8 protein-coding genes, 2 pseudogenes and 1 riboswitch are annotated in these 12299 nt (G+C 31.6%); of the genes and pseudogenes, 8 read left to right on the forward strand and 2 right to left on the reverse strand.

What is annotated here, in order from left to right; genetic code table 11:
- Positions 1-137 precede the first annotated feature (137 nt).
- Together B2X73_RS12980 and B2X73_RS12985 are read right to left on the reverse strand one after the other, a co-directional pair.
- Complete coding sequence (locus B2X73_RS12980) at positions 138-3845, reverse strand: phosphoribosylformylglycinamidine synthase (protein WP_125349019.1); 3708 nt, start codon at positions 3843-3845, stop codon at positions 138-140.
- A gap of 104 nt (positions 3846-3949) precedes the next feature.
- Positions 3950-4048: riboswitch (purine riboswitch) on the reverse strand.
- A 193-nt stretch (positions 4049-4241) separates the two neighbouring features.
- The gene (locus B2X73_RS12985) at positions 4242-4487 is read right to left on the reverse strand and encodes a hypothetical protein (RefSeq protein WP_038332385.1); all 246 of its coding nucleotides are present in this window, start codon (positions 4485-4487) and stop codon (positions 4242-4244) included.
- Positions 4488-4679: 192 nt separating this feature from the next.
- Between B2X73_RS12985 and B2X73_RS12990 the strand changes: the two genes are divergently transcribed.
- The 8 genes and pseudogenes from B2X73_RS12990 to B2X73_RS15350 all read left to right on the forward strand — a co-directional run.
- Entirely contained in the window at positions 4680-6644 is a 1965-nt protein-coding gene (locus tag B2X73_RS12990; protein ID WP_291059132.1) for an LTA synthase family protein, read from the forward strand.
- Positions 6634-7521, forward strand: a complete 888-nt coding sequence (locus B2X73_RS12995) for a diacylglycerol/lipid kinase family protein (RefSeq protein WP_291067232.1) — start codon at positions 6634-6636, stop codon at positions 7519-7521. Before B2X73_RS12990 ends, B2X73_RS12995 begins: the two co-directional genes overlap by 11 nt.
- Before the next feature lie 3 nt (positions 7522-7524).
- Positions 7525-8208, forward strand: a complete 684-nt coding sequence (locus B2X73_RS13000) for a response regulator transcription factor (protein ID WP_291067230.1) — start codon at positions 7525-7527, stop codon at positions 8206-8208.
- Positions 8201-9586: a sensor histidine kinase gene (locus B2X73_RS13005; protein WP_291067228.1), complete on the forward strand. Its 1386-nt coding sequence runs from the start codon at positions 8201-8203 to the stop codon at positions 9584-9586. The genes B2X73_RS13000 and B2X73_RS13005 overlap by 8 nt, the downstream gene beginning before the upstream one ends.
- A 37-nt stretch (positions 9587-9623) precedes the next feature.
- A complete protein-coding gene (locus B2X73_RS13010) occupies positions 9624-9827 on the forward strand; it encodes a (4Fe-4S)-binding protein (RefSeq protein ID WP_291049002.1) in 204 nt (67 codons plus the stop codon).
- A gap of 203 nt (positions 9828-10030) precedes the next feature.
- A pseudogene (gene abc-f / locus B2X73_RS13015) lies at positions 10031-11617 on the forward strand (ribosomal protection-like ABC-F family protein).
- A 278-nt stretch (positions 11618-11895) separates the two neighbouring features.
- Positions 11896-12009 carry a hypothetical protein gene (locus B2X73_RS15345; protein ID WP_376741540.1) on the forward strand — a complete coding sequence of 38 codons (114 nt, stop codon included), beginning with the start codon at positions 11896-11898 and terminating at the stop codon, positions 12007-12009.
- Positions 12006-12140, forward strand: a pseudogene (locus B2X73_RS15350) (IS3 family transposase); the annotation flags it as partial. The gene B2X73_RS15345 and the pseudogene B2X73_RS15350, both read left to right, overlap by 4 nt.
- Between the last annotated feature and the right edge of the window lie 159 nt (positions 12141-12299).

Here is a 12299-nt window from a genome sequence, read left to right on the forward strand (position 1 = left end):
ATTGTCATTCTGAATGAAGCCTTGGCGTAATGAAAAATCTTTTTAGATTCCTCAACAAACTCTAAATGACATTTTTTATTTAATTTTTAGAAGTTAAATTTTCTCATATCTAACTTCTAATATCTCATATCTATAATCTACCCTCTAAAATACTCCACCGCATTTTTGAAGATATTCATATATCCATTTCCTGGAATGTTCTTGAATAATCCTTCTTCGTAACGCTCTGGATGTCCCATTCGTCCGTAAACTTTTCCACAAGGCGATACAATTCCTTCTACCGCAAACGTAGATCCATTTGGATTATAAGGCATTTTTCCAGCTAATTTTCCATCCAAATCTACAAACTGAGTTGCGATTTGTCCTTTATCAATTAACTTTTCTAATTCAACCTCATTTGCTACGAAACGACCTTCTCCATGCGAAAATGGAATCCAGAATTCTTGACCTTCCATTCCTTTTAACCAAGGTGAGTGCGATTTATTCACTCTCACTTTCGCTAATTGTGTAATGTGACGACCAATTTCATTGAACGTTAATGTTGGTGTATCTTCTTCTAAATCTTGAATACGTCCATAAGGCAATAATCCTGATTTAATCAATGCTTGAAAACCATTACAGATTCCTAAAACCAAACCATCGCGCTCTAATAAATTGTGAATTGCATTTTTGATTTTCTCATTGCGTAAAACCGTTGCAATAAATTTACCTGATCCATCTGGCTCATCAGCAGCTGAAAAACCTCCTGGTACAAAGAAAATATTGGCTTGATTGATTTCATTTACAAAAGCATCAACTGATTCTTCAACATCTTGTTGTGTTAAATTACGGAAAGGCAAAGTCGAAACGATTGCTCCTTCTCTACGGAACGCTTTTGCTGAATCATATTCTGAATTTGTTCCTGGGAAAATTGGAATGAAAACTTTTGGGTTTTCTACTTTATGATCGGCGAAGGCAAAACAAATTTGTTCTGCTTTTAAATCTTTTTCCTCAACAACAGTTTCAGTAGTTGATTTATATGGAAACAATGAATTGAATGTTTCTTTCCATTGTTGTTTTAATTCAATCAAATTAATTTCTTCTCCATTAAAGTTGAACGAAGTTGAATCATTTGTCTGACCTAAAACATGATAATTTTGAGCGATTTCAGCAGGAATATTTAAATCATCTGAATGTTCAATTACAATCGAAGCTGGATAATATTTTGCTACATCTAAATCAGTTTTGATTTCAAATCCGATTTCATTACCAAAAGCCATATTCGCTACAGTTTCTGCAATTCCACCAAATTTAACCGTCATCATTGATTTTACATCAGCATTAATTGTTCCGATAAAATCAAAAATAGCTTTTGTATTTGCTTCGTCGATTAAATAATCTTCTGTTAATGTTGGAATAAAAACTGAAAGTTTAGAATTCTTTTCAACTAAAGTTCCTTGTACAATTTTTTCAGCCAAAGAAGGCGCAACTGCAAAAGAAATCAACGTTGGCGGAACATCAATATCTTGGTAAGAACCAGACATCGAATCTTTACCTCCAATTGCAGGAATTCCGAACTGTTTTTGTGCTTCAATCGTTCCTAATAAAGCCGCAAATGGTTTTCCCCAACGCGTAGCTTCATCACGTAATTTTTCAAAATATTCTTGAAAAGTTAAACGAATATCAGCGTAATTTCCACCAGCAGCAACAATTTTTGTCATCGAATCAATTACCGCAAAATAAGCTCCGTGATAATTTGACCAACGAGAAATTGTAGGATTGTAACCAAATGAAGCAATAGAAACTGCATTTGTAAATCCGTCTGTTGGGAATTTTTGTACCGAAACATCTTCTGGTGTATCCATTGTTTGTCCACCAAAAGCATTCAAAATAGTAGAACGTCCAACGTTATTGTCAAACATTTCTACCATACCTTTTTGCGACGCATGATTTAACTCTTGCATCATTGCAATAAACGCTTCTTTATTGAAGGCTTTATTCTCAAAAGGATTTGTATATTCTTCGTCCGTAACTTCGATTTTAGCTTGTTTACGAACGCCATTTGTATCTAAAAATTTACGGTCTAATTCAACAATTTTTGTTCCTTTCCAAACCAAAGTCATTGTATCATCTCCCGTTACCTCAGCAACACAAGTCGCATCAAGATTTTCTTCTTTTGCTAATGAGATAAATGTTTCCACATCTTTAGCCTCAACCGCAACAGCCATACGTTCCTGAGATTCAGAAATCGCTAATTCTGTTCCGTTTAATCCAGCATATTTCAATGGAACTAAATCTAAATTAACATTAATTCCGCGTGCAATTTCACCAATTGCAACAGAAACACCTCCTGCTCCAAAGTCATTACATTTTTTGATTAATGCTAAAACATCTGGATTACGGAATAAACGTTGAATTTTACGTTCAACAATTGCATTTCCTTTTTGAACTTCTGCTGATAAATCGTCTAATTTAAGACCATCGTGTGTTTTAGATGAACCAGAAGCTCCTCCTACTCCATCACGACCTGTTGCTCCTCCTAATAAAATAATTCGGTCACCTGCAACTGGTTCTTCACGACGAACATATTCTTTTTTTACAGCTCCAGCCACAAAACCAACTTCCATGCGTTTTGCTTTGTACCCTTCGTCATAAATTTCTTTCACAAAAGTTGTCGCTAAACCAATTTGATTTCCATAAGAACTGTATCCGTTTGCTGCTTCTTTAGAGATTTTACGTTGTGGTAATTTACCTGGTAACGTATCTTCAATTTTTTCTAAAGGATTTGCAGCTCCTGTAATACGCATCGCTTGGAAAACGTAAGAACGTCCACTCAAAGGGTCGCGTATTGCTCCACCAACACATGTCGAAGCTCCACCAAATGGTTCCACTTCTGTTGGGTGATTATGTGTTTCGTTTTTGAATTGTAATAACCATTCTTCTTCAACACCATCTACATCGATTGGAACGACAATAGAACATGCGTTAATTTCTTCAGAAACATCAATATTTTTCACAACTCCTGTACGAGAAAGATATTTTCCCATCACAGTTGCTAAATCCATCAAACGAATTGGTTTAGTTATTCCTAATTCTTGACGAACTTGTTGGTAATAATCGAATGTTTTTTGAAGTGTTTCGTTAAATTTAGAATTAAATTGAACATCTGTAATCTCCGTCTCAAAAGTTGTATGACGACAGTGATCAGACCAATAAGTATCTAAAACTTTTAACTCAGTTTCGGTTGGATTACGATTGATTGATTTGAAATAGTCTTGAATAAAAACTAAATCATCCATCTCTAACGATAATCCAAATTGGTTGTAAATGTCTTGTAGTTTATTTTCGTCAGCAGAAATAAAACCTTCAATAATTGGAACTTCTGTAGCTTCTGGATTAGCTGGAATTTCCATTTTTGAAAGATCTTTCTCGCGCGACTCAATTGGATTGATTAAGTAATCTTTTACTTTCTTTAAATCTTCCACAGACAAATCATCATTGAAAACATATAGTAAACCAGATTTTACGGTTACATTTTCAACATTCATCAACACTAAACATTGTTCCGAAGAATCATCGCGTTGATTATATTGACCTGGTAAAAATTCGGTTGCAAAATAATTTTTAGAATAAGGAATGCTTTCGTTAACTGCATCTTCTACGTATTTGAAAACAACGTCTGTCACAGGATCGACAAACACCTTATTTTGAACCTCTTGTAATTGGCTTTCTTCTATATTAAATAGATCATAAATAACAAAAACCTTGCACACAATTGTAGGTACAAGGTTTTTGAGTTCTATTGTAGTCTTCTGACTGATAACGTCAAAATTTGATTTCTTCTGAATGAAAAGTCTGTGGTTCATTGTATTGTTTGCTGTACTATTTGGTTTAATGTGTTTAAACCATTTGTATCATCTACATCAACAAACAAACTATTTTCTAACGAGAGTGGTTCAAGACTCATTTTGTAGAAAAAAAATTCATTTGTAGTGGCAATTTTTTATGGTCTGCCGTAGAGACGCTCAACCTTATTATGAGCTATACAAATGTTGTAAACTTTAAAAACTAAATCACCTTTAAAAGTGAACTGCAAAATTAAACATTTTAATTAGTAAAATCAAATCTAAATCAACAATATTTTATTTAATTTTTTGGTTAAATATTTTTCTTAAAATTTAAGCATGATTATCAATCAAATGTCCCTTTTTACAACAAAAAAATCCTTATCAAAATTGATAAGGATTTTTCGTTTTCCGTAATTATCTTGTAATTGTCAAATCGTATTCGTTGTCTGATTCATCATATTTATATGATAATTTCATATTGAAATCTTGCATAAACTTTTTGCAAAACGTTTCTATATTTAATGAATCTGGAAAAGTAGCTTTGTTAACTGTCATAAACAAAGTTGTCCAACTTGTATTGTCTTTAAAAATTGTAGAGAATCTTTTCTCCCAATATGTTAAAAACTTTTCTTCTTTTTCATTGATTAATATCTCTTCCATTCTACCTACTTTATAAACCAATTACAAATTTACAACTATTTCTAATCAAAACCATTTTTTCACGAATTATTAACGTTTTCAGTTTCTATCTTTCATTCAAGAATCGCAAACTTAAGATTCGCTTAAGATTCACTTTTCCATGTTAATAATCTATTAAATATCAAGATATTTGAACAATAATTCAAAAACAAAATGTTTACAAATAATTTAAAAGGACGTTACAGTATTTTACTATTTTTCAGTTCGTTATTTATTCTAATTTCATTTATTCTACGCCTAATTTTTGCAATTTGGGTAAAAAGTGATTTCGATTGGAATATTGGCTCGTTATTGCACACTATTTTTTATGGATTGGTGTACGACATTAGCGTTGTAAGCTGTTTCACGTTATTCTTATCATTTTATTTTATGATTTTACCAAACAAATTCGTCAATTCATTATTTGATCGAACTTTCGTGTATTTCGTTTATACATTGTATTTGGTAATCATTTATTTTACATTTTTTGCCGAAGTTACATTTTGGGACGAATTCAAAAGCCGATTCAATTTTATTGCGGTCGATTATTTAATTTATACCTACGAAGTTGTCAAAAATATTCAAGAATCATATCCTTTACCAGTTTTAATTGGCGGAATTGTGTTGATTACAGGCTTGACAATTTTCGCAACAAAAAAAGGTTATTTCTTTTACAACACATTCCATAACAAACCAAAAACAAGTCAAAAAATTGGCGTTTTTGTGTTCAATTTACTACTTGCGGTTAGCTCATTGTTTCTTTTAAATAATGATAGTAGTTCAACTTCAGAAAATCGATACAACAACGAAGTTTCTAAAGCCGGAATTTTTTCTTTCTTTTCTGCTTTCCGAAATAATCATTTAAAATACGACGAACATTATAAATCTATTCCGATTGAAGATGCTTTTGCAGTGATGAAATCTGAATTGCAAGATTCGAAAACTGTTTTCGATCAACAATTCAAAAATCCAATACGAAGAACAATTTTAGCGAGTAATCCGTCACAAGCAGAACAAAAACCAAATGTGATTTTTGTGTTAATGGAAAGTATGAGCGCTTCATTTTTGCAAGAGCAATTCAACGGAAAATCAATCACTCCAAACCTCAACGATATAGCGAATAACAGCATCTATTTTTCGAATATGTTTGCCAACGGAACGCGTACTGTTCGTGGAATGGAAGCTGTTACATTATCAATTCCTCCTACACCTGGAAATAGTATTGTGAAGCGTGTTGATAATCAAAATTTATATACTATTTCGAATGTTTTCAAAGCAAAAGGATACCACAATATGTTTTTTTATGGTGGCGATGGATATTTTGATAATATGAATGCGTTTTATGGTGGAAATGGTTTTGACATTTACGATCGCGGTCGTGGTAGCGTTTTGAGTGATAAAATCAATACCAATCGATACAATATTAATGATGATGAAGTTACTTTTGAGAATGCTTGGGGAATTGCCGATGATGATATTTACAGAAAAGTGATCAAAGTTGCCGATGAAAAATACAAAACAAAACAACCATTTTTTGCTTTTGTCATGTCAACTTCTAACCACAAACCTTATACGTACGAAGATGGAAAAATTGATATTCCGTCTGGAACTGGTCGTCCTGGAGCTGTAAAATATGCCGATTATGCAATTGGAGATTTAATTGCAAAAGCGAAAACAAAACCTTGGTTCAGCAATACCGTTTTTGTGTTTATTGCCGATCACTGTGCAAGTAGCGCGGGCAAAGATGCAATTGATGTAAAAAACCATCACATTCCGGCATTTATCTATAATTTAAAATCGCACGCAAACGAAAATGTCACAAAAGAAGTTTCTCAAATTGATATTTTCCCAACGTTATTTTCGTTGTTCAATTGGAAATATACATCTCAATTTTATGGAAAAGATATTTTTGATCCGCAATACAAATCGCGTTCTTTTGTTGGTACGTATATTAAATTGGGAATGAAAAAAGGCGAAGATGTTTCGATTTTATCTGATCAAAAGAAAATCAATCAATACAAATGGATTGACAAAAATTTAATTGATACAAAGGTTGATCCTATTTTCGAGCGTTCTATCATATCTAATTATCAAACAGCCGATTATTTATTTAGCAATCATTTATTAAATGAAAAATAAAATCATTTTTATCATCAATCCTATTGCTGGAAAGGGAAAAGGACGAATGATTGAAACTGAAATTCAACACTATTTTAGTCAAAAAAATGTTGAATTCGAAACATTTTTAACTGAAAATATTGGTCACGCAACTGAAATTACAAATCAAGTTCTGACAAAAAATCCTGATATAATAGTAGCTTGTGGTGGCGACGGAACGATAAACGAAGTCGCACAAGCCTTGGTTGGTAGCAATGTTGCTTTGGGAATTATTCCGATTGGTTCAGGAAATGGATTAGCGGCTAATTTGCATATCCCTAAAACCACCGAAAAAGCTTTTGAAACGATTTTGAATGCAAAAATCAATAAAATTGATGCAGGAAAAATCAACGAAAATTACTTTTTTAGCAATATGGGATTGGGAATTGATGCAGATGTGATTAACAATTATGCTCAAACCAAAACCAGAAACTTTTTGGGATATGTAACTGCCAGTACAAAAGCGATTTTTAACTTTCAACCGAAAAAATTTAGCATCGAATTAGATGATCAACATACATTAGATGATGATTTTTATTTTGTGTTCTGCTCTAACTCTAACGAAGCGGGTTACGGCATCACATTTTCACCCAATGCAAAATTAAATGATGGAAAATTAGACTTTCTTGCAGTAAAAAAGCTTAATTTTATACAACAAATTCAGTTTTCGGCTAATGTTTTAGGAAAACGAATTGAAAAAATGAAGCAAGCAAAAGTATTGCAAGTCAATTCAGTAAAATTCAATTCCAAACAACCAAAAACAATTGCTCAAGTTGATGGTGAAGCTGTTATTTTTAACCAAAATTCTATTGAAGTTTCGATTGTTCCGAATGCTTTGAATGTTATTATTCCGAATTAGAAAATGAACAAACCAAAAGTTTTAATTGTTGAAGATGAATTGGGAATTGCTAATTTTATGCTTCAAGGTTTAGAAGAAGAAAATTTATCGCCAACGCACTGTTTAAGAGGCGAAGATGCTTTAGTGAAAATAAATAACGAGAAATTTGATGTTATTTTATTGGATTGGATGATGTTAAATATTTCTGGATTAGACGTTTGTAAAGCAATCCGAAATTCTGAAAATATGAACCAAAAAACACCCATTATTTTCATTACAGCGAAAGATACAGTTCAAGATACGATTGAAGGTTTGAATGCTGGTGCAAATGACTACATCAAAAAACCATTTGATTTTAATGAATTGGTAGCACGAATAAACGTTTATCTTCGTCAAAATGAATCGAATAATCTTTTTAATTTCGGAAATATTTCAATCAATCCAGAAACACATCAGACTTTTTTAGACAATAATTTAGTTGAATTAACATTAAAAGAATTTCAACTTTTAGCTTACCTTTTCAAAAATAAAAACCGAATTTGTACACGCAAAGAAATCATTGAAAACGTTTGGGACATTCACTTTGAATACGATACAAGTGTAATTGATGTTTTTATTAACGCGATTCGTAAAAAATTAAATCTAAAAAAAGACGATCCGCGCTTACATACTATTCGTGGCGTGGGTTATATAACAAACGATGTTTAAAAAATTATCTGTAAAAAATAGAATTGCAACCTTTTACAGCATTTTATTTTCTGCTGTTTTACTCATTATTTTTGGGTTAATTTTCTTTGTTGTAAATAGGGGAATTAACAAAACAATGTACGAAACGTTGGAGGAAGAAATTAACAGTCACGTCGATTATGTTTTACACGAACCTACATTAGAAAACTTCGTTCAACCGCGCGAATGGGAAGAAGTAGAACATACAGACATTGCGCTGAATCCTGTTTTTATCTCAATTTATGATAAAAATTTCAACTTAGTTGAAAGTTCTCCAAACATGGTTCAAAATCAATTGGATTGGAACAATGAAGAACCAGAAAACAAGCCATTTTATGCTGAATATAATTCAATTCAGTTATTAATTTCTCAAGCAAAATTGATTCATCATGGCGAAGTTGTTGGTTATTTAGTAATAGGCGTTTCTACAAAACACAATCAATTAGCATTAGATTATTTAAAAACCGCCTTACTTATTATCTTTCCTATTTCGGTTTTATTGACGTTTCTTTTAGCTCGTTTTATTGCGGCTAAATCGATTAAACCTGTTTTCAATGTTATTCATACAGCGCAATCGATCACCGAAAATAATCTTTCAGAACGCATTCAATTACCTAAAAATAAAGATGAATTATTTCAACTTTCAGCGACAATAAATTCACTTTTAGATCGATTAGAGTTTCAAATTTTAAAAGCTAAACAGTTCTCGGCTGATGCTTCACATGAACTTCGAACACCTTTGGCGATTATAAAAGGAACCTTGGAAATTTTGATTCGACACGAACGCACGCCTGAGCAATACAATGAAAAAATAGATTACACATTGAAACAAGTGAATCGTTTGGATCGTTTGGTAGAGCAATTTTTGTTGATTTCTCGTGTAGAAAATAATAGTTTAGAGTTGAAAACTTCTTTATTTGAGCTAAAAACCGAAGTTTTAAAATCAATTGAACGTTTTGATGTTTTATTACAAGAAAAACAAATTTCTGTCGATACAGAACAACTTCAAACTTGTGAAATTGATAATTACCAAGAATTTTTTGAGATTATTATAGATAATGTTTTATCAAATGCTATAAAATATTCTAACTTAAAAGGTCAAATAACAATTCTTTCTAACATCGAGAACAATTCTTATGAATTGATTTTTGAAGACAATGGAATTGGAATGAATCAAGAAGATTTAAAATTTGTTCAAGAACGATTTTTCCGTATTAAAAATGATTCAACATTCCATATTTCTGGTTCTGGATTAGGACTAAATATCGCGACACAGTTAGCTAAAATAGCTGACATTAAAATGCGAATTGAGAGTACCCAAAATATTGGAACTAAGATTATTTTAACGTTGAATATTTAAAATTTTTAAGTAACTTCAATTCATCTAAAATATCAAAATGAGTCAACACGAATATACAAACGGAGAAATCACTATAATCTGGAAGCCTGAATTATGTCAACATGTAGGTATTTGCGTAAAACTACTTCCAAATGTATATAATCCGAAAGAAAAACCTTGGCTAAAGCCAAAAAATGCAAGTAGTGACGAACTTATCAAACAAGTTCATCAATGTCCTTCAGGTGCGTTGAGTATAAAGTAGTAAAATAAATATTTTAGCATTTTATGTTTCTATGTAGCTAATCTTTAACTTCCCTCTGATTTCTTATTCATTAAATAAAGTTCGTATATTCGCAAAATCAAAATTTAAGTAAGACACAATGTAAAAAATAATTTCTTTCAGACAAATCAGAACAACAACCTCAAAACGGTTGCTGTATTGTTTCACTTCTAAAGAAAGGAATTATGCTTACTTTACAAAATATTTCATATCTACATCCAAACAAGAATATACTGTTTAGCGACATTAATTTAACAGTACAAAATCAAGAAAAAATTGCTTTAATTGGTAACAACGGAGTAGGAAAATCTACTTTATTGAAAATTATCGCTAAAAAATATCAACCATCAAATGGTCTAATAAACATTGAAACTGAACCTTATTATGTTCCACAAATTTTCGGACAATTCAATCAGTTGACGATCGCTCAAGTACTGAAAATCGAAGATAAATTAAGTGCTTTGAACGAAATCTTAAACGGAAACACAAGTGAAGATAATTTCAATTCACTCGATGATGATTGGACAATCGAAGACCGTTGCAATGAAGCATTAAGTTATTGGCAACTCAACGATTTGGACTTGAATCAAAAAATGGAAACTCTAAGTGGTGGACAAAAAACAAAAGTTTTTTTAGCTGGAATTTCCATTCATCAGCCCGAATTAATTTTATTGGATGAACCTAGCAATCATCTCGATAATGTAAGTCGTCAACTTTTATATGATCTAGTTCTCGATACAAAAAGCACGTTAATCATCGTAAGCCACGACAGAAAACTTCTAAACCTTCTAAATAGTGTTTATGAGTTAAGTAAAAACGGGATTAAAGTTTATGGTGGAAATTACGACTTTTATAAAGCTCAAAAACAGATTGAAAACAATGCCTTGAATCAAGATATTCAAAGCAAAGAAAAAGCATTGCGGAAAGCCAAAGAGAAAGAACGAGATACTTTAGAACGACAACAAAAATTGGATAATCGTGGAAAAAGTAAACAAGAAAAATCAGGTGTTGCTCGAATAATGATGAACACTTTGCGAAATAATGCCGAAAATAGTACATCAAAATTAAAAGGTGTTCATGCAGAAAAAATTAATGGAATTTCTCAAGATTTACAAACGCTTCGCTCCTCTTTATCTCCTTTAGATAAAATGAAATTTGGTTTTGATCATTCAGACTTACATAAAGGAAAAGTTTTATTTACCGCAACTAACGTTAACTTTAGTTATAACGATAAACTGATTTGGAAAAACAACTTAAATTTTGAGATTACAAGTCGCGAACGCATTGCATTAAAAGGAAAAAACGGTTCAGGGAAAACCACGTTGATAAAGCTTATTTTAGGTAAGATAAAACCGCAAAAAGGAACAATTTATCGAGCAGAAAATAAATCCATTTACATTGACCAAGATTATTCGTTACTTAATAATAAACTAAAAGTTTATGAGCAAGCACAACAATTCAATACCTCAGCATTACAAGAACATGAAATCAAGATTCGTTTAAACCGATTTTTATTTTCAAAAGACGACTGAGAGAAACCTTGCTTAATGTTGAGTGGTGGTGAAAGAATGCGTTTATTACTTTGTTGTTTAACAATAAACAGTAAAGCTCCTGACATTATTATTTTGGACGAACCTACCAATAATTTGGATATTCAGAACATTGAAATTTTGACAAAAGCTATAAACGAATATCAAGGAACGCTAATCGTTGTATCACACGACGAAGCATTTTTGGAACAAATAAAAATAGAACGGACGATTGATTTATAAAAAACATAGTAAATAATCAAATTCCTTTCAATGGATTCAAAAGTTACTCAATCCCACATTCGATATATTTTTGGAATTCTTGAAAAAGTTTGAAGAAGAAAAAAATAATGAGTTTATAAAAGCTATATGCATAAAATAATACCTTCATTGTTCACAAGTAATAAGAATGCATTCAATTTTAATCATAGACGATAAAACAAAAATCAGAACACTCCTAGCTCGAATTAGAAGGTTTTGAAATACATCAAGCAGAAAATTTAAAATCAGGGATAAAAAAAATTAAAACACTTACTCCTGAAGTTATTTTATGTGATGTAAAATTACCTGATGGTAATGGTGTTGAGTTTGCAAAAGAAGTCAAAGAACAAATTTTAATTGTAATGGAAGCTTAACGAGCAGAAACTCCATAGCCCAACTTTGTAGAAAATATAGTATAAGTCAATCTCAATTTTATAAGTGGAATAAAGAATTTTTAGAAGCAGGTAAAAAGCGATTATCGGGTGATATAACTCGAGAAAAAACGTAAAACATTTCTGTTGCTATCTGCAAACTTCTTTCTGCATACACTTTTGATTGCTCTGCTGTATGGTCTGAAACTTTAGGATCTTCAAATGTTATCGGTATTCTTTTTTCAGCTCCTGCAATAAACGGACAATCTCCAGTTTTGAAGCGTAAAAATCTC

Source organism: Empedobacter sp. UBA7252 (genome assembly GCF_002472765.1).
Taxonomy (GTDB): domain Bacteria; phylum Bacteroidota; class Bacteroidia; order Flavobacteriales; family Weeksellaceae; genus Empedobacter; species Empedobacter falsenii_B.

Coding starts and splice junctions, on each gene's coding strand:
- B2X73_RS12985 (WP_038332385.1), bottom strand. CDS start 4,487: ATGGAAGAGATATTAATCAATGAAAAAGAAGAAAAGTTTTTAACATAT.
- B2X73_RS13005 (WP_291067228.1), top strand. CDS start 8,201: ATGTTTAAAAAATTATCTGTAAAAAATAGAATTGCAACCTTTTACAGC.
- B2X73_RS13000 (WP_291067230.1), top strand. CDS start 7,525: ATGAACAAACCAAAAGTTTTAATTGTTGAAGATGAATTGGGAATTGCT.
- B2X73_RS12995 (WP_291067232.1), top strand. CDS start 6,634: ATGAAAAATAAAATCATTTTTATCATCAATCCTATTGCTGGAAAGGGA.
- B2X73_RS12990 (WP_291059132.1), top strand. CDS start 4,680: ATGTTTACAAATAATTTAAAAGGACGTTACAGTATTTTACTATTTTTC.
- B2X73_RS13010 (WP_291049002.1), top strand. CDS start 9,624: ATGAGTCAACACGAATATACAAACGGAGAAATCACTATAATCTGGAAG.
- B2X73_RS12980 (WP_125349019.1), bottom strand. CDS start 3,845: ATGAACCACAGACTTTTCATTCAGAAGAAATCAAATTTTGACGTTATC.